Source organism: Microvirga sp. 17 mud 1-3 (assembly GCF_003151255.1).
Taxonomy (GTDB): domain Bacteria; phylum Pseudomonadota; class Alphaproteobacteria; order Rhizobiales; family Beijerinckiaceae; genus Microvirga.
Map to the genome: position 1 here is coordinate 140,510 of NZ_CP029481.1, position 22,094 is coordinate 162,603.

Genomic DNA, 22,094 nt, shown 5'->3' on the forward strand with positions numbered 1-22,094 from the left:
CCTCAATGTGCATGGTCGGTCTTGGGTGCGGCAGGGGCGCCGTGGCCTTCATGGCCCCCTTGGGCGCCGGTGACACTGGGCTCCTCTGGAGCCCCGGCTGCCTCGGGAGCTCCGAGAACGTAGTCGCTCGGCACGTCCGCGAAGGCCATGACGCGGCCGCCGTTCTTGGTCGCAAAGGCCTCCGCCGCCGCCTTGTCGGAGAACGGCACGGCCTCGTCGGCACCCATGCCGCCCTTCGCGTTGCTTCCGATCACGAAGAAGGCCTGCTTCGCGTCGACCCAATTGGTCTTGCCCGGCTCGTTCCATGAGGGCGCCTTGCCCATGTCGGATACGTAGATCGCACGGATATCCTTCGGCTCCTCAGGCAGCATCGTGAACGAGATCGCGTCCCGCGCCGACGAGAACCAGACCGGCTCCTTGCGGCTGGCCAGGATGATCTGCCCCTTGGGTCCTGCGTGCTCCAGGACGTTCATGCCGCAATAATGGCCGATGGCCACCGCCGTCAGCTCCTGGGGAGGCGGCGGAGCCTCAGCGGTCTTCTGATCGTTGCAGCCTGCCAGTGCCAGGGCACCCGCGAAAGCCGCGAGGAGGACGATACGCTTCATAACTCTCTCCTGGAGAACGCAAAGGCCGCGAGCGACAGCGGGACAAGGGCCCAGGCCAGAAGCGTCGCGAGCAGGACGGATGGGCTCAGGGCCGCGTTCTGGGCAACCCCGGCCATGCCGGAAAACGACCCGATATTGGCGAAGCCCGTCAGGTTGAACAGGCGATAGGCATCGGTCGGGTTGAGCAGGAGCAGGGCGTTCAGAAGCGGACCAGACACGACCTGCCCCTGGTCGACCACGAGCAGACCGAGAAGCGCCATATCGTAGATCAGCACGAAGAGAAGCCAGATGCCGATGGCGATCCCGCCGGCGGTGCCGCGCTCCCGGACCAAGGCACTGACCAGATAGCCTACCGCGATGAAGGCGGATCCGAGCAGGATCGAGGACCCGATCATGGACGCGAAGGCCACCCAGCTCTCCCGGTCGATGGCCGTGCCGGTCGCCGCCAGCGCACCGGCGGCCGCGCCGTAGCCCAAGAGGGTCGCGAATGCCAGGATGGACAGATGGCCCACGAACTTGCCGAGGAGCACCTGCCAGCGCGCGACGGGATAGCTCAGCAGAAGCAGCATGGTGCCGCGCTCCATCTCGCCCACGATGGCGTCATGCGAGATCAGCAGGGCAATGAGCGGCAGAAGGAAGATCGTGAGGCTGGAAAGGCTTACGATCACCACGTCGAGTGCCCTGACGCCAACAGTACCGGTCGGCGCGCTGCCCAGGAAGGTGAGCGAGAGGGCAAGCGCTGCCAGGAGCAGCGTCGTGGCGAGGACCCAGCGATTGCGCAGGCCTTCCTGAATTTCCTTGCGGGCGACGATCAGGATGTTTCTCATCGTGCCGCCTCCTGCGACAGGAGGAAATGGGCATAGAGCTCGTCGAGGGTCGGCGGCATGACCTCCAGGTCCTCGACCGGGGCTCCAGGGCCGGTGGCGCGGCGCAGCACCTCGATCTTCCGGTCCGGCGCCGCGTCGATTTCAACCATGTGGCCGTTGACCCTCCGCCACGGATCAGCCGATCCGAGCCAGCCCGAGACCGTTTCGATCCCGTTCTCGGCGACTTTCAGGCGGATGCGCGTGGGCAGGCGGGCGATGCGGCGCAGCTCGTCGAGAGTCCCGTCTGCCACCTTGATACCGCGGTTCATGATGACGACCCGTCCGGCGCGCTCCTCGAGCTCCGTAAGGGCATGGGACGAGAGCAGAACCGTGGCGCCGCGAGCGCGCAGCTCCCCGACGATCTCGTAGAAGCTCTGGCGCAGGGCCGGGTCGAGACCGGTGGTCGGCTCGTCGAGCAGGAGCACCCGGGGCTCTCCCAGAAGCGCCTGGGCGAGCCCTAGGCGCTGGCGCATGCCCTTGGAATAGGTGCCGACGCGTCGGCCGGCCGCATGGGTCAGGCCCACCCGGTCGAGGAGTGGCATCACAGTTTCCTGCGGCTCCCGCTTAAGACGGGCATAGAAGGCCAGGGTCTCGCGCCCGGTCAGCGCCGCATTGAAGGACACGTTCTCGGGCAGGTAGCCCACCCGCCGGCGGGCCGCGAATTCTCCGGCGGCCGGGTCGTCGCCCAGCACCTGAATGCGGCCGGCGCTCGGCCGGATCAGGCCCAGCATGAGCTTCATCAGGGTCGTCTTGCCGGCGCCGTTATGGCCGACGAGCGCCACCGTCTCGCCCTCGTGCAGCGTGAAGGACACGTCGCGAACCGCCTCGACCTTGCCGAAGCGTTTGACGACCTCATGGACCGCCACTGTCTCGGTCATGGCTGGGCTCCTGCGGCGAGTTTGGGACGCGCCGGCACCGCCATGGGAGGACGCATAAGGGGATGGCTGTCGACCACGCCGCCCGGCAGCAGTGCCGGGAACTGGGCCTGTGCCCAGCGGATCACCTGTACGGCGGGGCTGTTCATGAGCACTTTGGCCTGCGGCGCCGTCCAGAGCACCTTGTCCACGAGATCGTTCGGCCGGTAGGCGCTGTCGCCCAGGCCGTCGCCATTCAGGTCGAAGGCGGGGTTGTCGCTCCAGTAATTGCCGCGCCCGCCCTTGGACCAGTCGAGAAACCGGGTGCCGACGTATTTCACCTGGTTCCGGTTCTTCACGAAGGCATTGCCGACGATCTCGTTGCCTTCGGAGCCGGCCGTGAAATGGATCCCGATTTCACAGCCTTCGAACCAGTTGTCACGGAAGCTGTTTCTGTTGGCATTGTAGATGAACACGCATTTCGTAGGGCCAGGACGTGCTCCTTCGCCCATGTCGAGCTCGGTCTCACCGGGCTGCGGAAGGCCGTGTTCCTTCGCGTCACTCGTCCGCATGCCGGAGGTCGCCCAGCGCTCGGCCGGCTGAAGGCGGCCCAGCACCGTATTGCCGACGATCTGCGAATAATTGGCATAGTTGAACAGAAAGCCGTGGTCGCGGTCCCCATCCGAGACGTTGCCGGTGACCTTCAGGCGGTGGGAGAACATGATCGCGTAGCCGACCGTGTTGCCGGACGACACGTTGTCCGAAATCTCGCTGTCGTTGGTGTACATGTAATGGACCGCGAAACGCAGGTCGTGGAAGCGGTTGCGGCTGAAGATATTGTTCTTGCTGGTCACCACGAAGATGCCGTCACGCCCATAGCTGATATCGTTGCCGAGCACCTTGGCGCCGGGGGCATTCCAGACCGAGACGCCATTGCCCGCCTCGTTCACGCGGCCCTCCTGCAGGCCGACGATTCGGTTGCCGCGTGCGACGGAATTCTCGGCCCCGTGCAAGTAGATGCCGTAGAGATTGCCCTCGATGAGGTTGTCCTCGACCACCGCTCCGGATGCGGATTTCTCGACAAACACGCCTGAATCCATCTGCGGCAGGTCGAGACCTGAGCCGCGGATCGTCAGCCCGCGGACGATGGCGCTCGGCGCCTGGATCGTGACGACGCTGCCCTGGCCAGGGCCGTTCAAGATCGCACCCTTCTCGCCTTCGAGGACCAGAGGATGCTTCAGGCGGATAGGGCCTCGATGCTCGCCAGCCTTCAGGACGATGGTGTCGCCGTCGGCTGCCCGGTCGAGGACGGCCTGCAGGTCTCCTTCTCCGGGCGGGACCACAATCCGTGCGGCCAAAGCGGGGGAGAGGGGGCTGGCGGCGAAGACCGCCGCCAGCCCCATGCACGCATATGTGCGGATCGGAACCATGCCGTCAGGCGCCCTGAGGCTCGACGAACATACGGCCCTTCATCTCCATGTGCATCGCATGGCAGAACCAGGAGCAGTAGTACCAGTACACGCCCGGCTTCGACGCCACGAACGTCACCGAAGCCGTCGCCTGGGGCGCGACTTCCATGTTGATGCCGTAGTTGGTGATGCAGAAGCCATGGGTCAGGTCCTCAACCTCGTCGATGTTGGTCACGAAGACCGTGACCTCGTCGCCCTGCTTCACCTGGAAGCTCTCGAGGCCGAAGGCCGGTGCCGAGGAGGTCATGTAGACCCTCACCTTGTTGCCGTCGCGCACCACCTTGGAATCGGTCTCCAAGGTCACCCCGTCGGCCTGCGCCTGCTTCACGGCGTCCGCGAAGAAGGCATCGTCGCGCTTCCAGATGCTGATCGGGTTGATCTTCGAGCGGTGCACGATGGTGGCATCGTGCGGCTCCGCGAAGCTCGGGCCGTCATGGACCAGGATCATCTTGTCGCCGGAGATGTCGATGAGCTGGTCGTTCTCGGGCTTGAGCGGGCCGACGTTGAGGTAGCGGTCCTTCGAGAACTTGTTCAGCGAGATCAGCCACTTGCCGTCCGCCTCCTTGGTCTGTCCCATGGAGGTGTGGTTGTGGCCCGGCTGATAATGCACGTCGAGCTTCTGGATGACCGGGTTTACCTTCTCGCCCTTGTAGGCGCGCTTGGCGAGGTCGATGTTCCACTTCACCACCTGGCTGTCCAGGAAGAGCGTCGTGAAGGCATTGCCCTTGCCGTCATAGGCGGTGTGCAGCGGTCCAAGTCCAAGCTCCGGCTCCGCGACCACGACGTCGCGCGGCTGGATCTTGTCGTCGAAAAGGTCGTCGAGCTTGCGGGCGTCGAAGACCGTGACGGTCGGTGAGAGCTTGCCGTTGGCGACGAAGTGGATGCCGTCCGGCGCAGTGTTGATGCCGTGCGGGCTGTTCGGCACCGGGATATAGCGCGTGAACTTGGAGCCCGCCCGGCCGTCGAGCACCGGAACGCCGCCCATGGTCTCGAACTCGCCCTTCTTCACGGCTTCTTCGATCCGCTTGAGGTTGAAGACCACGACCCAGTCCTGCTCCTTCGCCATCATCTCGGCGAGGGTCACGCCCTCTTCCGAGTTGTAGCAGGTCGCCCAGGCGTACTTGCCCTGATAGTCGCAGTCCACGTTGTCGAGGTTGCCGTCGACCCGGACCTGCCACGCCACCTTCATGGTGTCGCCGTCGACCGCCGAGAAGATCGCCGCATACTGTTTCGGATCGTCCAGCACCTTGCCGTCGTTCGGAATCGGAACGCGATCCTCGCCGTTGCAGAATACGTAGCCCGTGCGCGGATATTTCTGCACGCGCAGGCCGTGGACCGTATACTGGTTGGGCAGCTGGATGATCTTGTCGCACTTCATCACGTCGAGACGGATGCGGCAGACGCGGGTGTTCGCCTTGTCGTTGGCGAAGAGATAGCGCCCGTCATAGGTGCCGTCCGTGAACGACAGGTGCGGGTGGTGCAGGTCGCCGTTGAGATAGATCCCGCCCTTGTCCTTCAGAAACTCGCGGGCCTCCGGCGTCAGAGCCTCGGTCAGGATCTTGCGGCTCTCGTTGGTCTGCCCCCAGCCGGTGGCGCTGTCGCGATTGAAGACCGGAATGCGCATCAACTCGCGCATGGACGGAAGGCCGACAATGCGGACCTCGCCGGTCTGACCACTGGAGAAGAACACGTAATATTCGTCGAGCTCTCCCGGCTTGACCTCGTATTTGTTGGCGCCTGCTGGCCGAGCCGCTGGGGCAGCCGGGGCGGTCTGCGCTTCGGCCGGGCCGATGAGGCCTGTCTTGGAGACGGTCACGCCCCCCGCGGCCCCGGCCGCGCCGGCCACCGCCACTGCGGCGGTGGTGCCGAGCATGTCGCGCCGGCTCAAGCCCTTCTTATCCTGGTTGGCCATTGAAGTCTCCTTCCTGTTCAAGAGGTCGTCGTCGGGACGTCCGCCGTGGACGGCTCCCTGATCGGTTTTCCCATATGGGTGATGATGGGCTTAGCAGGCCCTTTGCCGCCGTCTTTGTCCCCGCGCATAGTCGGAGACGAAAGTGCCTCGCGCTTTTCGCGCTTGAGCCGCACCTGGATCATGTGCGGACAGCGGTGGTCGTCGTGGTACAGCTCCTGGCAATGCATGCAGTAGATGCACTCGTTGACGTTGATGTGCCCCTCAGGATGGATCGACTGGACCGGGCATTCCTTGGCGCAGCGTTGGCAGGGTGAGCCGCATTCGGGCCAGCGCTTGAGCCACTCGAAGGTCCTGATGCGGCCCGGAATCGCGAGGGCGGCGCCCAGGGGGCAGAGATAGCGGCAGAAGAACCGCTCGATGAAGAGCCCGATCGAGAGAAGCGTGAGGGCATAAATCACGAAGGGCCAGTCGCGGACGAACTTCAGGATGATCGCGGTCTTGAACGGCTCGACCTCGGCCAGGGTCTCGGCAAAGGCGACGGAATAGAGCGACAGCCCGAACAGGCCGAGGAAAATGATGTACTTGATCGGCCACAGGCGCTCGTGCAGGCCCCAGGGCACGGTGATCTGGGGCACCTTCAGCCATTGGGCGATGTTGTTGAGGAGCTCCTGCAAGGCTCCGAAGGGGCATAGCCAGCCGCAGAACGGACCGCGACCCCAGAACAGGAGGCCGGCCGCGATGGCGGCCCAGAGGATGAAGATGAGCGGCGCCGCCAGGAAGAACTCCCAGCTGAAGCCAGTCACCAGCGAGTTGGTGAAGGTGAGGACGTTGACGACGGAGAGCTGGGCATTGGCGTACCAGCCGAGCCAGACCAGCGTGAACGCCAGATAGGCGCGGCGCACCCAGACATAGACCTGCGGCCGGCGCACCAGGGAGTCCTGGAAGAAGAAGATTGCCGTGAGCACAAGGAGTGCGACGCCCGTGATGCCGATCGAGACCGTGTTCGTCTTCCAGATCTTGAGCCAGAGCGGCTCCTCGAGAGGACCGGCGCCGAGGGCATCCGCGTCGTTCAAGGATCCGGCTCTTGCCTGGGACGCGATCGCAGGAATCGTTTGGCTTTGAGCCTGGGTCTGCTGTTGCGGGGCCGCAGCCGGTTTGGCTGGGGGCTGCTCTATCTTCAGGTAGCTGTCCGGGAGCGTATAGGCGAGGTCGAAGGTCAGGAAGGCCTTGTCGCGGGCGCCGACATTGCGCTGCACAAGCAGCTGCAGTTGCCATGGCTCGGTGAGATCGAGCTTGAAGTCTTCAGGGACGACGAAAAGGGCGATTTCCCGGAGATCCGGCGCGCCATCGGCCGCGAGTGCTCCGAGGCGCGTATGATTGCGGTCGCGGAAACGGGTGCTCTGGCCATCCTGGAGCAGCTCGATTCGGTCGAAGATGCCGCCCCGGACATAGCCCGAGCCCTTGAACGAATAAGCTCCCTCGCCTGCGACGACGATGGCCTGCTGGCCGGGTTTGAGCCGGGCCTTGAGCTGATCGTAGCCCGCATCGCCCAAAAGACTGCGCCCGATGGTGGGCACGCTGACCGGCGCCGTGTAGAGATCGATGAATGTGTCCGATGGGTTGCCCGTCTCGGCATTGTTCGCCGCTTCCTGGTTGCCCGCCCGGGCGAAAGCCTCGTTGACCTCGCCGACCGTAAGCGACAGGCGACGCACTGAGCCGTCGCCGAGGAGGGTTTGCCAGTCGCGAATTTCGCTCTTGGAAGTATCGACGGACTTGACCGCGGGAGCCGCCGCGGCGGCCACCGCCTGACCGCCGCCGCCGAGCCGATTGGTGCGGATCAGACGAACGGCGGAACGCACGACGCTGTCGCCCATGACCAGAACGGTCACCGTCGCGCCGCTGACGATATCGACCTGGGGTGGCCGCTCGGCTCCAGAGGCGACCGCCTTCATGTCCTTGCCGACCAGCGCGTTCATTGCATCGACGATGCGGCGCTCGGGAATGCCGATGAGGACGATCGGCTCCTTGTGGTCGACGAGCTTGATCCTGGCGATGACCCCATTCGGATCGATGCCGACGAGGAGGCTTATCGGCTTGCCCGAATAGCCGGTCGCGTTGGTGATGTCAGTGTTGAGATAGACATATCCCAGGAGCTTGTCGCCCCCATAGACCGGGATCAGCGGCGGATCGCCCTCGGCGGGGCCGAACCTGTCGGCATTCGCGAAGAACTCGTTGGGCTGCGCCTTCGACAGGTATTCTCCGACCCGTCCGGCGGCCGAGGCCTGCCCCGCCCAAAGCAGCAGCATTGCGATCCCAAGCAGAATTCCAGTTCGAAGAAGCTGCAGGGCATCAAGAGCGAGAGGTCGGGCGGAGGAGCGGGGGTGAGGGCTTTCCAACAGGGGACCGTCCAGCGTCAGGAACAGGGTTCTGAATTCTGAACAGAAAAAACAGAACGGTTCCAGAGGAGAAATGTTCCCCTAATGTCGTCCCAAAATTTCCGGGGCTGGAAAGCAGCTGAATTCCGAAGCCCGGTCCCATATGAATCGACCGGATCCGCTCGGCATTGATTTGACGCAAAGTGGCTGAGATTTATTTGTGCGTCAATCATCGGGGGTCGCGTGCCCGTTGTGGAGAACAGCAGATGTCGCTTCTGAAGTCCGAGCCGATGGGCTCCGTGAAATCCCTCAATGAGCTTTTCGCCATCGCGGCCGCCATGGAGGACGAGGCGGCAAGCCGCTATGCAGAAATCGCGGCTCGCATGAAGCGGGATGGCCAGGATTCCCTGGCAGATGTCTTCGAGCGCCTGTCGGCTGACGAGAAGGGACATCTCGACAGTGTCGTGCGCTGGTCGCAGGCGACGCAAGGCGCGAAGCCCGATCCGGCCTGGATTCGTTGGCAATTGCCTGAGACGTTCGATGACGAAGGCGCAGCGACAACCGACCCACGACTCTTGAGCGCATACCGAGCCCTGTCCATGGCCGTCCGCAATGAAGAGCGGGCCTTTGCGTTTTGGAGCTATGTGGCTGCCCATGCGTCCACGCCAGAGATCCGCCAAGCAGCCGAAACCATGGCGCATGAGGAACTGGGACACGTGGCGCTGCTCCGACGGGAGCGCCGAAAGGCCTTCCATGCAGAGCGAAGCAAGCCCGAGGGAGAAAGCGATCTTGCTGCGCTGGAGCTCAGGCTCGCTGATTTGCTCGACCCCCTTGCAGAGAAAGCTCCGCCGGAGGAGCGCAAGCGCCTTGAGAGGTTCAGCAAGGAGGCAAGGGGCCATGCGGATGCGCTCGCGCGCCTGCCGGTCACTGTCGGGGCCGGGTCTGTCGGGTCGATCCCGGACGATCCGACCGCGATCGCCGAACTGCTGGCCGACCGTTACCTGGAAGCAGGCGATACGCTTCGGGACGAGGAGGCATTGGGACGCGTGCAGGAATTGGCTCAGAGTGCCATCGCCCGCCTTGCCTGGCTGCGTTCGGATCTGCCGGAATTGCAAAGGCCCTGAGGCAGGATCGCCGAGCCGGGTAACCTCCGGCTCACGGCTTCAGGGCGATGGTCCCTTCCAGGTCTACTTTCTCGAAATCGTTGACCAGGATCTCGACCCTGACCTGCCATGGTCCCGGCAGGGGAAGCACCAGATCGTCTACATGCCAACCTTCCCGACCCGCTTTCCGAGCCGGCCGCTCGATCGGCCCGATGCCCGCATCGGGCTTTGACAGGACAAGGGTAACCTCCATCGGGTTTACGGCCTCGGCGCGCGCGGAGGCCACCGCGATCCTCGCCCGGGTCGGGCCCGCGCGCCCGGGAAGAAGGGTCACCTGTGCCATGAGTTTCGGGCCATGCAGGTGGGCGCCAGTTGGCGCCTCCATGGCGGCCGCGGCGGCGAGCGCCCGAGGTGGCGGCGTGAAGCGCCAGAGCCCGACCACCGCCAGGATGGCAAGCGCAAGCACGATCTCGGCGGCCACAGAGCGGACGAACCACCGGCTGCCGGACGTGGCGAGGGCCGGCGTCAGCCTGAGACGGTTCAGAGCCGCAAGGCCGAGCAGCAAACCCACGAGAAGCAGTTTGACGAGGAGGACCTGGCCGTATGCGGTCTTCAGGAGGTTGGCGGGTGTCTCCACCTGGATGCATGCCAGGAGAAGGCCCGTCAGCGCCAGCACCGCGACGGCCACGAGGGCGCCGGCCGAGAAACGGCGCACGGCCGGTAAAGCCTCCCGAGGGGCTTGGCGGACGAGCAGACCCAAGGGCAGTAAGGCGCCAAGCCAATAAGCAACGCAAACGGCGTGGAGGAAGACGGCTGGGCGCGTCGCCCATTGTGGTTCGGCAGTGCCGGCATGGCCGCTCCAGGCCAGGGACAGTCCGGCCCCCACAAGGGCGAGGAAGCTTAACGCACGGCGTTGTCCCACTCCTGGCGCCGAAAGAGCAAACCAGGCCAGGACCAGGGCAAGTGACGCAATGACAGCCGCAGGCCCGAAAGACGTTCTCCACCCTGCGATCCAAGGGGTGCTGCTTCCGAGGGCTCTTAGAGGTTGGCCCAAGGCATCGAGCCCCTGCAATCCAAGCGAGAGACCCGCTGCCGCGATTCCGACAGCCAGAATGCCCGCGAGAAGGCGCGCCGTCTTTCCGACCAGAAACCCTTGAGCCACCCAGCCCAGGAAGAATGCGCCGCCAACCCCCATGAACAGGCTGGCGTGAAGCATGAGCCGGGCGAGCCAAAGCGCTCCTCCGAGACTGGCGTCAGGGAGCGCCGTGGAACTGTTTGCCGATCCGCTCGGAGCGCCGATGGAGAAAACCACTGCGCCGCCGATAGGATGGCCGTCGCCCGAAACGACGCGATAGCTGAGAACATGACTGCCGCGGGATAGATCCGGCGGCAAAGAAATCTCAATGGTCTCGTTGCGTACAACGGCCGTCAGGTCATGGTGGCGACCCTGCGCGTCCGTGAGGCTGACTACGATGGGAGAGACGGGTTCGTTGAAATCCAGACGCACCGCTGCAGGCGTCTGCTCGACGATGGATCCGTCCGCAGGATGGGACCCGATCAGAGACGCATGTGCAAATGCGCTCCCACCCGCGCCCATGGACGCAAGCAGGAGCCAGAGAAGGGCGATAATGAAGCGCATGAACCGATTGCGGGGAGCCGCCACGCGACTCCCCGCGCCTCCATCAGTGAGTGGCGGCCTTTGGCGCCAACAGCTTCAGGCCTGGCGCCGGGTGCTTGTAGTCGTCGGCGCTCTTGCCCTCCGCCGGGATTTCGATCCAGCGATCGGCTTTTCCACCTTCGCATTCCTGCACGACCGGAAAATAAAGCATGGTGTCGGGCCGGAGGCCATTCGTCAGATAAGCTCGGAAGACGAACTCGTCATAGTGCTCGTCGGCTAGGTTCCCGGTCCAGACGATCTCACGTACGCCCTCCGACATGCCGGTACCGTAGTAATCGTACGCCTTGTCAAAGGCGCCCTTCACGGTTTCCAGGGTCCAGCCGGATTTCGGCATGGGCTTCACGGCGATCACGCCGTCCGGAATGCGCACCCGCAGCTTGAGGGTCGGTGCACCCTCGCAACCATGGCCGACACGCAGGACAGCCTTGTAGGTGGAGCCGACAGGGGCCTGCTGGGTCTCGAGGGTGGTGTGGGCGGAGGCCGGGGCGGCCATAGCAAGGAGAGCGCAGGCAGCAAGCGCCCCGCGAAGAGGATTCAAGGTCATGATGTTGTCCTGTGTGTTCGAGAAACGAATAAATCGAAGCTCAAACCGGCATGGGCGGTGCCCGCGCCCCAACAGGACGAAAGAGAGAAATGCGCGGCTGAACCGGATTGGCGCGCACCTCGAAGACGAGCGCGACAGCCTCAGGCTGGGGAAGGCACGCATCGACGGAAACTGCGGGCGGGCCCGGCAGGCCCGGACAGAGGCTGAGGATGCAGCATGGGGCCTTGTGGGCCGCGCTCTCCTTAGGCTGGTCCGTTCCGTGCCCGGCCATCGCATGGCCATGTTGGGCATGGATCCCGCCGGCGCTCGGTTCGGCGGTGGGCATGCGCCCCGCGCCAAGGGCCATCATGGCCACATGGAGCACGAGCGCGAGAATCGACGCGACGGCGGTCGCCTTTCTGATTCCCCATGCCTCGTGCCGCATCCAGCTCATTTTGCGCTTTCCGGACCCATGTTCGAAGCGGCCCGCAGAGACGTCCCGTGGCGCAATCCCGCATCGCGACGGAGTGTCCGGGCGCGCCAGGATACCCATACCAGACTTCCGGCGAAGGCGGCCAGCGCCAGCAAGGTCAGACCACCGCTGACCTTCCGTCCCATGTCCCATTCACCCAGCCCTGCGCCGATTCTCAGGGCCACAGATGCGTGCAGCAGGACCAGGGGCGCATAGAGGACGGGTGCATAACGCAACCGGATCCGTGCCACGGCCGGCAGGATGATGAGCGCATGGCCGAATACCATGGAGAGGACGAAGCCGATCAGCACTGCGTGCAGGGCGATGTCGTATGCGAAGCTGCTTTCGCCGGGCGGAAGCGCCATCAGGGTCAGCCCGGCGAGGCCGAGCCACCCATAGCCCGCCAGCATGCAGGCTGCCATGAAGCGGGTCTGCCCGTCCCGACGGATGTTCCGGCGCGCGATGTCGTAACGCAGGAGCCAGAGGGCCGTCACGATCAGGGCGATGCCGAACAGGATAGCGCCATTCTCGGTCATGAGGCCGTTCTGTGCCCCCATGGCGAGCAGGCCGATGGCGAACAGGAAGGAGGGTTCGCTCCCGCGCCCTTGGATGGCGACGCGGCTGAGTTCCAGGCGCTCGCCTGCAATCGTCAGAATGAGGAAGGTCAGCCACCAGCCTGCCGCATCGTAAACCGGATGTCCCATCAGCCAGATCGCGCTGCCCGCGAGCCAGGCCAAGGCGCCGAACAGGAGGGCGCCGGTGAACACGGCAGGCTGCCGGATGGTGATCAAGAGCGAACTGATCGCCAGCATTGCGGCCGCAACCGCATAGGCGCCGGCTCCCAGAGCCGTCGGCGCGCCGCTGAGCAGGAGCAGGGTTCCGAGCCCCGAAAACGCTGGGGCCGCATAGCTCCACCCTCGGCCGAGCGCAACAGCGCGCTCCAGGCCGATCAGGGTTCCGAACAGGCCGCCGATCATGAGAGGGCCATGGAGCGCGGCCAGGGACGAGCCATGCGGCAGGGACCAGCCGAGGCGCCACAGTGCTCCCCATGTTCCGGCTACCAGGGCCAGCAATCCGAGCATTAGGAACAGAAGGCGAAGACCCGTCGAGCTTCCGACCGAGCGGGCAGGGGCGGTCTCATGGACCAGGGACATGGATGATCCGGCGGACATCAGTATTCCTGCGTATCGTCTGAATGACCCGATAGGAGAGTCTGACGGGAGCCGCCCGATCCATACGGTCGAAGAGGGTTACTCCGGCGACCGACAAGCCTCCAAAGGATTGGCCCGCTGCGACGGACGTAAAGGCCTGAACACGTCTCATGGAAGCCTCATAGGTATGGTGAAGTCATGCCCCATTGCCCGGCCCGTCTCTTTGCGCCTGCGCAAATGGAGTTGAGAATCTCCCGGAAGGCGTCAGCGCTCGTCTCGAGCAATGCAACAGAGATGCGTTCTTTCGCGCAACGGCTGAGCGAGACGGATTGCGGGCCGCCACGTTCTGTCGCGGCTCGCAAACTTGACAGGGCACCGGCCCTGGCCGAGAGTGAGGACGTCATGCCTAAGACCGTTGCCATATCGACTTTTCGCACAGGCCGTCTGAAGACGGGATCCTGAGCCCCGGACGGACTTGTTCCGGTCCGGGGGTGGACGGCACGAGCGCGGACTCGCCTGCTGCAATCTCTGGTGTCGAATGAACGAACGAGAGTCCTGGCGGGTTTTCCTGCAGTCAGCTTCGCAATGTTGGGACGGCGTGCTCATCCGAGCCGCTGATAGGTGAGGTCATGTCAGTCATTCTCCTCGGTGTTTTTGTCGTCTTGACGATCGTGCAGCTCATCTTCTGGCACGCGATCGGAACGGCCATCGGCTTTTCCGCATGGCTCGGCCTCGCGACCCTGAGCTTCGGTTTCGCGCTCATCTGTGCCGTCTATGTCGCCCTGATGCACGAGAGCGGCAAACGGGCACCATAAAAGCCGCCTCTTCCTGATTTCGAGCAACGACGGAAGGAACGGGACAGCTGTGGCTGTCCCGGCCCGACGACGCGCGCCATCGAGGCCGCCGCAACTTCGTGGCGGCCGGGCTGCGAGCCTTTGGGAGTTTACAAAAAATGAGAAGAAACGACCGTCGGACGGTCTGTAAGACATGCCAGCGCACGCTGCCGAGGGCGGCAGCGCAATGCCCGTGGTGTTCCTATCGAACGACCACCACAAGGCTTCAGGGTGCGCGTCGCACGGAAATTGCCAAACCAGAGTTTCGGCCGCCCGACGGCCCCGTTGTCTGACGGGTATCAGCCGCGCGCATCCAAGGCCGCATTCTGCGCGCACGTCCCCTTTCCAACCTACCTGCACATCTACGAAGGAGTTATACCTATGCCGCCGAACAGCCTGCACTCGTCCATCGTCGTCAAGGGTCATCAGATCGATCTGGGCGAAGCCCTGCCGGAGCACGTCCGCGAGAAGCTCTCGCAGGCTGCAGAGAAGTCCTTCGGAGGTCTCAAGCATGCTGCCGTCGGCTTCAGCCGTGACGGGCTGACCTACCGTTGCACGATCAATGCACAGGTCGGAAACCTCAAGGTGATTATCGGCGAAGCCCCTGCCGGGGACTGCTACCGTGCCTTCGACGTTGCACTCGCAAGGGTTGTCGAACAGGTTCAGCGTCGCAGGGAGCGGCTGAAACGGAATCGGCCAGGTCGTATCGCCGGCGGTTCGCACCCGGCCGGAATGGATGCGGTCAGCGTCCAGTAGCGAGAGCGATACGCTCGCGTGATCCCAGGCGCCCGTTTCGATATTCCGACGGCGCCTTTCTGATCGGCGGCGGAGGCCGCCGATTTTTCATCGTTGCGCAGTCCGTAACGGCCTCCTGTCATCGGGCACAAGAGGTATCGATACGGCCGGTCGTGGCGTTGCTCCAGCTTTGGCTGAGGGAATCGAATTGGAAAATTTGAACGATAGAGGAAAGCATCTGGGTGCATCGCACGCAGCCCTGCCTCCACCGGCCGGGATTCTCGCGCATATGGACCGCAGCTCCTTTTCGCGACTTGCCGGTTCGGATTCGGAGGCTGGATTCTACGGAGCTTTGCCCCCCGATGCGAGGCGCGCCGCGACTCTCGTCAGGCTCGATGCGAACCAGACTCTTTTCACCGAGGGGGAGGAGCGCCGCTCTGTCTTCATTCTTACGACAGGAATGCTCCGGGCCCTGACGACCCTGCTCGACGGCCGCAGGCAGATCACCGATTTCGTCCTGCCGGGCGATCTCCTGTGCCTGGCTGACGACGACGTTCATTCACATTGTTCCGAGGCGGTCACTCCGTCGGAGCTCATCGCGATCCCGGTGAGGGATTTGGACCGGGCAGTGCAGCAATATCCTGCCCTTGCGCGGAGGGTGCACGAAATGACCCGGAACGCGCTGCGAAAGGCCCGCGAGCGGCAGATCCTTCTCGGGTGTCTCACGGCTTCCGAGAAGGTCGCATCCTTTCTGCTGATCGTATCGCGCCACGCCATTGCCAATGGTCTTCCTGGCAATCTCCTGCACCTTCCCATGACGCGCTCCGATATCGCAGACTATCTCGGCCTGACGGTCGAGACGGTCAGTCGTGCACTGACGGGGCTGAAAAAGCAGGGCCTCATCCGCCTGACGGCCCCTCAGGTGATCGATCTCGTCGATGAGGATGGCCTTGCTCGGAACGCCGCGCTGCCGAGCGTGGCGCGACGGCTCGTCTGGCCACCAGCCATGCCGGCGTGCTGAAGTCTCATGGCTCCGCATATCCCGTAGCGCGCAGTTTCAAGGCACCGGCCCGCGGGTCCTGCGTAAAGAAGAGTCCGCCTTTCCGGGAGGAATGTCCCGGAATGTAGTCGAGAACGACCCGGCTGGTCTCGCTCGCGTCATGTCCTGCGGAGATCGTTCCCTCGATCTCCACTTGCGCAGCGGCCCCGCCGCTGACATTCCGTGCGCGGAAGAGGACCCGATAGCCGCCATCGGTTCTGGTTGTATTCTCGGCTTCGACGATGATCGTGGGCGGCATCGTCGCTCCATGGAAAGCCTGCCAGGCGATGACGCCGAACATCCCGAGGACTAGCAGGAGCCCAATTCCCGATGCGGTCCATTCAAGCCAGGGCACCGTGTTGTCCGCCGTTGCCGAATGTGGGTCGCCGTTCTTCCGGTCGCGGCTCATCGCGCCCTCATATAACAAGCCGCGCCGTTGCGGCGCCGAGGGATGCCGGGAAGCCGAGAACTGTCAGCATGTTGGCAATCTCGCTCAGTGCCACGCCGTCCGTCCTGCCGAAGGTCCAGAGCACATAGAGGCTGACCAGAAGGACGATTCCATAGCCGGCAAGGGTGAAATGCAGGAAAGTCGACAGAAATGTGCCGCCCTCGGGTCGGATTTCCTGGCCCGAAAAGCCCACTGTGTAGACGAAGGTGTGCAGGAGAACTATGGAGAGTGCGCCAAGCAACAGGGCGTGCCAGGGCGTCATTTGGAAGGCTATCAGGATAACCTCCTCGGTCGGCGCCACGTTGAAGGCGAGAAACAGCGCGCCGGCCAGCATGAGAAAAAGCTCTCCGCCGTAGCCTGACTCCCGCTTGCGCTCCTCCTCGGCGTCCATGTCCTGTTCTGCGCCGAGCTGCTTGCGCCCGAGCATGGCGCCGATGCTGGCTGGCACGCTCTGGAGCGCGATACGGCCGACGACCTCGCTCCAGGACATGTCGAAGGTCACCACGGCGAGGAGCACCAGGAGCACGGCCGACGTAATCACGCCGACCCCGAACGCGGCCAGGGCATCCATCGTGTCTTCCTTGAGGCTGAAAGTCTTCTCGAAGCCAGAGAAGTAGGAGAGGCCCACGAGCACGGCGACGTTAAATCCCATGAGCAGGAGAAGGCGCCCGCGCTCCATGGCAAAGCCGAGCCACCACATCTCCATCGTCATCAGGAGCGGAACTCCGAAGATGATGGCGCCGCCGAAAGCGCGTGCCAAGCCGACGGCGTAGCGTTCGCTGGTCACGGACCCCCGCCCTTTCGCATCGCTCACCCTCCTTCAGGCTCCAACGCTCTTCGGTTCTCCGAGCTTGGCCGCATGGGGAACACGCTATTCGGTTGCAAGTTCCCGGCTGGGCGCTGTTCCATCGCGGCATCTGCTGCACGACGGATGAAGCCTGCCTGTTCGGGCTGATGGACGACGCTGATGACCCGAAGCGTACGCCAAGCACCCGTCGCGCTCTGCCATCGGGCTGCCTGGCCCTCGGCGAGGCCGATCAGCGCCGCTCCCAGAGGCGACAGTACCGAGATCCGGCCGACATCCGCATCCTCTTCACCTGGATAGACGAGGGTAGCACGGCGGATCTGGTCGATAACCCCGTCGCGGAAATCGAAGACGGAATGCATGGAGATCACATTCGGCGGGAGGTCCGTCGGGCAGACGACTTGCGCGCGTCCGAGCTCTTCCGCGAGGATTTTTGCCGACGGGGGAACCCGGCGGATCCGCATGCCCGCGGCGGCGATTCGACGAAGCCGGTCGTGATTGGCGGAAGATACCGTCAGGGGCATGTCGGACATGAGATCTCATCCTCAAAATAGACATCGACACCCGGGCGCGGAGAGCATCCGGATGGACGATTTCAATGGTTGGAAATTCAAATAAGCCGGCTACCGATGGGCGGTGCCGCGCGCTTGATGCTCCCGAATGCAGGGCAGATGCACTGCATTCGGGCTCACAAGCCTGAAAACGGGCAAGTCGTTCTGGCGATCAAAAAAATGGTCTGTATAGGCCTAAGCATGGCCTTTCAAACATAGGTTGAGAAAACGGCAAGTCAAGGAAGCCTCTCTCGGTAGACTGAGACGCCGACCGGGAGGGCATACTCTTAAGGATAGCCTCTTGCGGAACTCGAACTTACCTTGGGGCCGAGCGTTGCCGTAATGACATGGATGTGAGACCTTTCAGCGTACGCTGGTTTGGACCGATCTTCTTGAGATGGGCATGCAAGTCTGTGGTGGACGTCCGCAACCTCGGGTCGCCAGTCCATGTCTTTCCCAGGCATTCCGCAAGCGTGAGGCGGCCCAGGGTTCGGGCCGATATCGGCGATGGCATTTATTAAGATCCTGTCTCTGATCACTCCCGCGCGCGTCATTCCGCATCTGCGGGCGCGAGATGTGCAGCAGGCGGTCTGCGAGCTGACGCGAGTGGCGGCGGCGGAAGCGATGCTCGATCACGACATGCTTCAGCATGCAGTGTTGAGCCATGGCAGATCCTCGACCTTCGGCTTTGGGCGCGGCGTTGCTGTTCCGCACGCGGCGATCTCGGGCCTGCGGCGTCCTGCCGGCGTATTCGCGCTCCTGTCGCCGAGCCAGGATTTCGGAGCGGCGGACGGGCTGCCGGCCGATCTGGCCTTTCTTCTTTTGAGCCCTGAGGGTGACCCTTCGACGCATCTGAGAACGCTGGCCCAGGTCGTGCGCCGCCTGCGCGACCGCGACGTTGCGGCGCGCCTCAGGTCTGCAAAAGGCGCTGAGGCCATCCATGCCGTGCTGACAAGTGATGCCTGGCGCGAAACCGGCCCCGCCCCGGAACTGCAGCTTACCGAAATGGCGCGTGATGTGGCTCCCCGAGGAGTGTCCGCCAGCGATTTGACAAACGGGACAATGTGTAGGAGCCTTGAGCCATTATGTTGAGCTTCGCACAATACCATCGCGGCCTGCATCGGGCGGGCAACCTCATCGCGGGCAAGTAGCCCCGGGCTCAACGCGCATCTGCGCTCCGGGCTCGGGGTGCACGACTTCACTGACATTCCCGGACATCGTGTGAGGTCGGATGCAAGGCATCCGGTGCGATGGCATGCTTTACGGTCTTCATCGAGCTTTCGCGCCGTACGGCGCAGGAGACGCGTTCCGCGGACAGTCATGCCGTACCCGAACCTGTACGCCGATCTCTAAACCATAGATGAGCTCCGCACCATGTGCGGATCAGAGGAGACCGTGTCATGCGCCAGTCCCCGAAAGAGCCACCGGTACAGCCGGATTTGCAGGAAGCAGATCAGCCGGACGGTAAAGTCGTCCGGCTGATGCCGCGACGGAGACCTGAATCGGAGCGAATTCCCGATCCGTCCGACGACGATGACGACGATGATCCAGGCCCGACCGCAGCGTAATTGCGGCGGCGCCTACAACAGACCAGGAGACCTGAGAGATGACCAAGAGAACCGCCGGCGGCGCCAAGCCCCGCATTACATTGACGGCTGCGGACCACGAGAAGCTGTCCGTGCTTGCCAACGCGGCTGCGAACACCGTGCCGGACATGGCCGCCGAACTCGCCGAGGAGCTCGACCGAGCACACGTGCTGTCAAAGGGCAAGCATGCCGCGGATGTCGTGTGCATGGGCTGCGAGGTCGAGTTCCGGGACGATATGACCGGGCGCGTGCAGAAGGTGACTCTCGTCTACCCGAACGAGGCGGATATCGCCAAGGGACGCATCTCGGTGCTGACGCCTATCGGGACAGCCCTCATTGGTCTCCCGGTTGGCCAGTCGATCGATTGGACCACCCGCACGGGCGATTCGAAGCGCCTGACGGTGCTGCAGGTGCAGGAGCCTGCCGTAGAGGAGCGCCAGCCCGCGTGAGCGTTCAACGCTGCGCGTATTCCACGCCGCGCGACAGCCCTTTCGGGCGGCGCGGCTTCACTTTGACCGCAACCGGCAGACTTTCTGCCAACGGAGAATTGAATGGCCGAAACCTCCCGTCTCAGCATGATCGCGAAGGCAGGCACTCGCCCGCCTGCCAAGGGGTTCGAGGATTCCGCGCGACATGCTGCCCGGACGGCAACACTTGCCATTGTCCCCACCTCTGCGCCGTCGGATGACGGCCGCCTCGATCACTTCATCACACGAGACGGCATGCGGTTCGCCGGAACCCACCTGATCGTCGATCTTTGGCATGCCACCAATCTGGACGACCTGCCGCTGGTCGAACAGGCCCTGCGCGATGCCACTGCCCGCGCAGGCGCAACGCTTCTCAATATTGATCTCCACCATTTCACACCGAATGGCGGCATTTCGGGTGTGGCCGTTCTCGCCGAGAGCCACATCTCCATTCATACTTGGCCTGAGATTTCCTATGCGGCGGTCGACGTCTTCATGTGCGGCGACGCGCAGCCCCATAAGGCCATCGAAGTTCTCAAGGGCGCGTTCATGCCTGGTCTGGTGACGCTCGCCGAGCACAAGCGAGGGGTCATCCTATGAAGTGGTTCCAGGAAACGCTCTACGAGCATCACGCGCAGGCGCTCTCTATCGGGGCCGTTCTGCACCAAGGACGAACGGCCTTCCAGGACGTGCTGATTTTCGAAAACGCGCTCTTCGGCAAGGTTCTCGTGCTCGATGGCGTCGTTCAGCTGACCGAGCGGGATAACCACATCTATCACGAGATGATTGCCCATGTTCCGCTGATGGCACATGGGGCGGCACGTGACGTCCTCATCATCGGCGGCGGCGACGGCGGCACGCTCAAGGAGGTTCTGAAGCACCCGGTCGAGCGTGCTGTCATGGTCGAGATCGACGGCGAGGTGATTGCCCTGTCGCGGCGGCACCTTCCTGCGGTCTCGGATGGAGCGTTCGACGATCCGCGGGCCTCCGTGCTCGTCATGGATGGTACGCGGTACATTGCGGAGACAGGGGACAAGTTCGATGTCATCATCATCGACTCGACGGACCCGCAAGGGCCGGGAGAGCCGCTCTTCACGCCCGCCTTCTATGCGGCGTGCCGGGCCCGTCTCAGGCCAGGTGGGATGATCGCGGTCCAAAGTGGCGCGCCCTTTTTCCAGCCGGAGGAGCTTGAGACGGTCTGTGGGCGCCTGTCGGGTTCTTTCGCGGGAGTACGGCCTTTCCTGGCGCCCGTACCGACCTATGCGGGCGGCATGCTGGCTCTCGTTGCGGCGGGTGACTCGCGCGATGCGCTGCGTCCTCCGCGAGAGGTCCTTCAGGCGCGCTTCCAGCCGCTGGAGGGCCGAACCCGTTACTATACGCCTGAGGTGCACAGGGCAGCGTTCACGCTCGCCCCGTCCTTCGAACCCGCCTTCCTGCGCGAAGATCCGGCCTCCGAGGGCCTCCTGAAAACGGGATCCTGATCCCGTGGGCCCTTTGGCTCACGGGGACGGCTGTTGTGCCCTACGCCGGATCATTAAGGCTCCGCATCCTGCCTGATGCGGAGCCCAGCAGGAGGACATCATGACCATTGTTTCGACACCACTGGCAGCGCCGCTCAGAAGGATCGACCCGCCGGGATGGCCGCGCTCGCAGCGCTATTCGCATGCGGTCGCCGGAACCGGTACCTTCGTCTTCATCAGTGGGCAGAATGCTGCCGACCATACGGGCATGGTGACCTCCATCGGGCTGGCCGCCCAGGCACGGCAGGCGTTGCGGAACATCCGTGCCGTGATCCTGGAGGCTGGCGGAGGCCCACAGCACATCGCACAGATGACGTGGTACGTGCTCGATATCGACCATTGCCGGGCCCGCCTTCATGAACTCGACGTGATCTATCGCGAGATCATGGGAAGCCATTGCCCGGCAATGGCGCTGGTGGAGGTCTCAGGGCTGGTCGACCCTGACGCCATCGTGGAAATCTCCGCCACGGCCATTCTCCCGCCCGGCCCGCCGGGTCGGCAGGCAGACCCTTAGGCTCAGTTTTCCAGAGACTGCCGTTGGAATCGTCGAGTTAGGAGATTGCTATGGATGCTTGCCAAGAATTGCCGCCTATCGTCGTGACGACTCAAGACCACCGGCGCCTGATGCGCGCGGCCCAAGAGCTCGCCGGGCAGGCTCACCCCCTGGCGACACCGCTCCTCCAGGAGTTGGGTCGGGCTGCGCTTTGCACGCCGGATGAGCTTCCAGATGACGTGGTGTCGCTCGATACCTTCGTAACTTATCGGTTGGCTGACGGGAGTTCTCCGGAGAAGCGTATGTTGATCCATCCTGATGACGGCATGTGGCCGCTGGCCGAAGTGTCTGTTCTGACGCCCGTCGGCCTGTCCCTCCTCGGCTTGCGGATCGGCGACCGAATGCCCGTCATTGGCTCTGGCGGTGCGCCGGGGACTTTCCTTTCGGTCGAGTCGGTCGGGCCGCGGGTGATCGGCACTTTGGAGCCGGTTGGGGCGATGATGGCCTCGAGCAGCCGCTGGCATTGATAGGGCAGGCTGATGCGGGTCCTTCTCACCCGTCCCCGAGCACAGTCTGAGGAGCTTGGCGCTCACCTGCGCGCCAGGGGCT

24 protein-coding genes are annotated in these 22,094 nt (G+C 63.8%); 11 read left to right on the forward strand and 13 right to left on the reverse strand.

What is annotated here, in order from left to right; genetic code table 11:
• Positions 1-2: 2 nt before the first annotated feature.
• Genes C4E04_RS00695 through C4E04_RS00720 form a run of 6 tightly spaced genes read right to left on the reverse strand, consistent with a single transcriptional unit; the run spans position 3 to position 8,012 of the window.
• Positions 3-605, reverse strand: coding sequence for a nitrous oxide reductase accessory protein NosL (locus C4E04_RS00695; RefSeq protein WP_109594000.1), 603 nt, complete (start codon positions 603-605; stop codon positions 3-5).
• Entirely contained in the window at positions 602-1,432 is an 831-nt protein-coding gene (locus C4E04_RS00700) for an ABC transporter permease subunit (RefSeq protein ID WP_109594002.1), read from the reverse strand. The genes C4E04_RS00695 and C4E04_RS00700 overlap by 4 nt, the downstream gene beginning before the upstream one ends.
• The gene (locus C4E04_RS00705; RefSeq protein ID WP_109594004.1) at positions 1,429-2,349 is read right to left on the reverse strand and encodes an ABC transporter ATP-binding protein; all 921 of its coding nucleotides are present in this window, start codon (positions 2,347-2,349) and stop codon (positions 1,429-1,431) included. The genes C4E04_RS00700 and C4E04_RS00705 overlap by 4 nt, the downstream gene beginning before the upstream one ends.
• On the reverse strand, positions 2,346-3,755 hold the full coding sequence (locus C4E04_RS00710; RefSeq protein ID WP_245416185.1) for a nitrous oxide reductase family maturation protein NosD: 1,410 nt from the start codon (positions 3,753-3,755) through the stop codon (positions 2,346-2,348). Before C4E04_RS00710 ends, C4E04_RS00705 begins: the two co-directional genes overlap by 4 nt.
• Before the next feature lie 4 nt (positions 3,756-3,759).
• Positions 3,760-5,706 (reverse strand): TAT-dependent nitrous-oxide reductase, encoded by a 1,947-nt coding sequence (gene nosZ / locus C4E04_RS00715; RefSeq protein WP_109594006.1) that lies wholly within the window; start codon positions 5,704-5,706, stop codon positions 3,760-3,762.
• Positions 5,707-5,723: 17 nt separating this feature from the next.
• Positions 5,724-8,012: a NosR/NirI family protein gene (locus C4E04_RS00720; protein WP_109594008.1), complete on the reverse strand. Its 2,289-nt coding sequence runs from the start codon at positions 8,010-8,012 to the stop codon at positions 5,724-5,726.
• A gap of 335 nt (positions 8,013-8,347) precedes the next feature.
• Here C4E04_RS00720 and C4E04_RS00725 point away from each other — a divergent pair, with 335 nt between their 5' ends.
• Entirely contained in the window at positions 8,348-9,205 is an 858-nt protein-coding gene (locus C4E04_RS00725; protein WP_109594010.1) for a ferritin family protein, read from the forward strand.
• Positions 9,206-9,236: 31 nt separating this feature from the next.
• Here the strand turns inward: C4E04_RS00725 and C4E04_RS00730 are convergent, their stop codons facing one another.
• Genes C4E04_RS00730 through C4E04_RS00745 form a run of 4 tightly spaced genes read right to left on the reverse strand, consistent with a single transcriptional unit; the run spans position 9,237 to position 13,029 of the window.
• A complete protein-coding gene (locus C4E04_RS00730) occupies positions 9,237-10,847 on the reverse strand; it encodes a copper resistance CopC/CopD family protein (protein WP_109594012.1) in 1,611 nt (536 codons plus the stop codon).
• A gap of 19 nt (positions 10,848-10,866) precedes the next feature.
• Positions 10,867-11,406: a YcnI family protein gene (locus C4E04_RS00735; RefSeq protein WP_109594014.1), complete on the reverse strand. Its 540-nt coding sequence runs from the start codon at positions 11,404-11,406 to the stop codon at positions 10,867-10,869.
• Positions 11,407-11,446: 40 nt separating this feature from the next.
• Positions 11,447-11,839 (reverse strand): hypothetical protein, encoded by a 393-nt coding sequence (locus C4E04_RS00740; RefSeq protein WP_109594016.1) that lies wholly within the window; start codon positions 11,837-11,839, stop codon positions 11,447-11,449.
• Positions 11,836-13,029: a hypothetical protein gene (locus C4E04_RS00745; protein WP_210204590.1), complete on the reverse strand. Its 1,194-nt coding sequence runs from the start codon at positions 13,027-13,029 to the stop codon at positions 11,836-11,838. The genes C4E04_RS00740 and C4E04_RS00745 overlap by 4 nt, the downstream gene beginning before the upstream one ends.
• Before the next feature lie 608 nt (positions 13,030-13,637).
• On the opposite strand from C4E04_RS00745, the gene C4E04_RS00750 reads away from it, so the two are divergent.
• The 3 genes from C4E04_RS00750 (at position 13,638) to C4E04_RS00760 (ending at position 15,597) form a co-directional block, all read left to right on the forward strand.
• A complete protein-coding gene (locus C4E04_RS00750) occupies positions 13,638-13,823 on the forward strand; it encodes a hypothetical protein (protein ID WP_109594018.1) in 186 nt (61 codons plus the stop codon).
• A 399-nt stretch (positions 13,824-14,222) separates the two neighbouring features.
• Complete coding sequence (gene hpf, locus C4E04_RS00755; RefSeq protein ID WP_109594020.1) at positions 14,223-14,597, forward strand: ribosome hibernation-promoting factor, HPF/YfiA family; 375 nt, start codon at positions 14,223-14,225, stop codon at positions 14,595-14,597.
• Positions 14,598-14,865: 268 nt separating this feature from the next.
• On the forward strand, positions 14,866-15,597 hold the full coding sequence (locus C4E04_RS00760; protein ID WP_109594022.1) for a Crp/Fnr family transcriptional regulator: 732 nt from the start codon (positions 14,866-14,868) through the stop codon (positions 15,595-15,597).
• A gap of 4 nt (positions 15,598-15,601) precedes the next feature.
• Here the strand turns inward: C4E04_RS00760 and C4E04_RS00765 are convergent, their stop codons facing one another.
• From C4E04_RS00765 to rnk (C4E04_RS00775), 3 genes are read right to left on the reverse strand one after another with little or no spacing between them, the layout of a single operon-like run.
• Positions 15,602-16,024: a TIGR02588 family protein gene (locus C4E04_RS00765; protein ID WP_109594024.1), complete on the reverse strand. Its 423-nt coding sequence runs from the start codon at positions 16,022-16,024 to the stop codon at positions 15,602-15,604.
• A 7-nt stretch (positions 16,025-16,031) separates the two neighbouring features.
• A complete protein-coding gene (locus C4E04_RS00770; protein WP_109600629.1) occupies positions 16,032-16,850 on the reverse strand; it encodes a TIGR02587 family membrane protein in 819 nt (272 codons plus the stop codon).
• 23 nt (positions 16,851-16,873) lie between these two features.
• On the reverse strand, positions 16,874-17,401 hold the full coding sequence (rnk, locus tag C4E04_RS00775) for a nucleoside diphosphate kinase regulator (RefSeq protein WP_109594027.1): 528 nt from the start codon (positions 17,399-17,401) through the stop codon (positions 16,874-16,876).
• Positions 17,402-17,926: 525 nt separating this feature from the next.
• Between rnk (C4E04_RS00775) and C4E04_RS00780 the strand changes: the two genes are divergently transcribed.
• The 7 genes from C4E04_RS00780 (at position 17,927) to C4E04_RS00805 (ending at position 22,012) form a co-directional block, all read left to right on the forward strand.
• Positions 17,927-18,511, forward strand: a complete 585-nt coding sequence (locus C4E04_RS00780) for a PTS sugar transporter subunit IIA (RefSeq protein ID WP_109594029.1) — start codon at positions 17,927-17,929, stop codon at positions 18,509-18,511.
• Positions 18,512-18,819: 308 nt separating this feature from the next.
• Complete coding sequence (locus C4E04_RS20720) at positions 18,820-18,987, forward strand: hypothetical protein (RefSeq protein ID WP_162559223.1); 168 nt, start codon at positions 18,820-18,822, stop codon at positions 18,985-18,987.
• Positions 18,988-19,025: 38 nt separating this feature from the next.
• The gene (gene rnk, locus C4E04_RS00785; RefSeq protein ID WP_109594031.1) at positions 19,026-19,454 is read left to right on the forward strand and encodes a nucleoside diphosphate kinase regulator; all 429 of its coding nucleotides are present in this window, start codon (positions 19,026-19,028) and stop codon (positions 19,452-19,454) included.
• A gap of 102 nt (positions 19,455-19,556) precedes the next feature.
• Positions 19,557-20,072, forward strand: a complete 516-nt coding sequence (gene speD, locus C4E04_RS00790; protein ID WP_109594033.1) for an adenosylmethionine decarboxylase — start codon at positions 19,557-19,559, stop codon at positions 20,070-20,072.
• On the forward strand, positions 20,069-20,953 hold the full coding sequence (gene speE / locus C4E04_RS00795) for a polyamine aminopropyltransferase (protein ID WP_109594035.1): 885 nt from the start codon (positions 20,069-20,071) through the stop codon (positions 20,951-20,953). The genes speD and speE overlap by 4 nt, the downstream gene beginning before the upstream one ends.
• 100 nt (positions 20,954-21,053) lie before the next feature.
• Positions 21,054-21,506 carry a RidA family protein gene (locus C4E04_RS00800; protein WP_109594037.1) on the forward strand — a complete coding sequence of 151 codons (453 nt, stop codon included), beginning with the start codon at positions 21,054-21,056 and terminating at the stop codon, positions 21,504-21,506.
• Positions 21,507-21,556: 50 nt separating this feature from the next.
• Positions 21,557-22,012 carry a GreA/GreB family elongation factor gene (locus tag C4E04_RS00805; RefSeq protein WP_109594038.1) on the forward strand — a complete coding sequence of 152 codons (456 nt, stop codon included), beginning with the start codon at positions 21,557-21,559 and terminating at the stop codon, positions 22,010-22,012.
• Positions 22,013-22,094: the final 82 nt, after the last annotated feature.

Coding starts and splice junctions, on each gene's coding strand:
- C4E04_RS00695 (WP_109594000.1), bottom strand. CDS start 605: ATGAAGCGTATCGTCCTCCTCGCGGCTTTCGCGGGTGCCCTGGCACTG.
- C4E04_RS00700 (WP_109594002.1), bottom strand. CDS start 1,432: ATGAGAAACATCCTGATCGTCGCCCGCAAGGAAATTCAGGAAGGCCTG.
- C4E04_RS00705 (WP_109594004.1), bottom strand. CDS start 2,349: ATGACCGAGACAGTGGCGGTCCATGAGGTCGTCAAACGCTTCGGCAAG.
- C4E04_RS00710 (WP_245416185.1), bottom strand. CDS start 3,755: ATGGTTCCGATCCGCACATATGCGTGCATGGGGCTGGCGGCGGTCTTC.
- nosZ (WP_109594006.1), bottom strand. CDS start 5,706: ATGGCCAACCAGGATAAGAAGGGCTTGAGCCGGCGCGACATGCTCGGC.
- C4E04_RS00720 (WP_109594008.1), bottom strand. CDS start 8,012: ATGCTGCTGCTTTGGGCGGGGCAGGCCTCGGCCGCCGGACGGGTCGGA.
- C4E04_RS00725 (WP_109594010.1), top strand. CDS start 8,348: ATGTCGCTTCTGAAGTCCGAGCCGATGGGCTCCGTGAAATCCCTCAAT.
- C4E04_RS00735 (WP_109594014.1), bottom strand. CDS start 11,406: ATGACCTTGAATCCTCTTCGCGGGGCGCTTGCTGCCTGCGCTCTCCTT.
- C4E04_RS00740 (WP_109594016.1), bottom strand. CDS start 11,839: ATGAGCTGGATGCGGCACGAGGCATGGGGAATCAGAAAGGCGACCGCC.
- C4E04_RS00745 (WP_210204590.1), bottom strand. CDS start 13,029: ATGTCCGCCGGATCATCCATGTCCCTGGTCCATGAGACCGCCCCTGCC.
- C4E04_RS00750 (WP_109594018.1), top strand. CDS start 13,638: ATGTCAGTCATTCTCCTCGGTGTTTTTGTCGTCTTGACGATCGTGCAG.
- hpf (WP_109594020.1), top strand. CDS start 14,223: ATGCCGCCGAACAGCCTGCACTCGTCCATCGTCGTCAAGGGTCATCAG.
- C4E04_RS00760 (WP_109594022.1), top strand. CDS start 14,866: ATGGACCGCAGCTCCTTTTCGCGACTTGCCGGTTCGGATTCGGAGGCT.
- C4E04_RS00765 (WP_109594024.1), bottom strand. CDS start 16,024: ATGAGCCGCGACCGGAAGAACGGCGACCCACATTCGGCAACGGCGGAC.
- rnk (WP_109594027.1), bottom strand. CDS start 17,401: ATGTCCGACATGCCCCTGACGGTATCTTCCGCCAATCACGACCGGCTT.
- C4E04_RS00780 (WP_109594029.1), top strand. CDS start 17,927: ATGGCATTTATTAAGATCCTGTCTCTGATCACTCCCGCGCGCGTCATT.
- C4E04_RS20720 (WP_162559223.1), top strand. CDS start 18,820: ATGCGCCAGTCCCCGAAAGAGCCACCGGTACAGCCGGATTTGCAGGAA.
- rnk (WP_109594031.1), top strand. CDS start 19,026: ATGACCAAGAGAACCGCCGGCGGCGCCAAGCCCCGCATTACATTGACG.
- speD (WP_109594033.1), top strand. CDS start 19,557: ATGGCCGAAACCTCCCGTCTCAGCATGATCGCGAAGGCAGGCACTCGC.
- speE (WP_109594035.1), top strand. CDS start 20,069: ATGAAGTGGTTCCAGGAAACGCTCTACGAGCATCACGCGCAGGCGCTC.
- C4E04_RS00800 (WP_109594037.1), top strand. CDS start 21,054: ATGACCATTGTTTCGACACCACTGGCAGCGCCGCTCAGAAGGATCGAC.
- C4E04_RS00805 (WP_109594038.1), top strand. CDS start 21,557: ATGGATGCTTGCCAAGAATTGCCGCCTATCGTCGTGACGACTCAAGAC.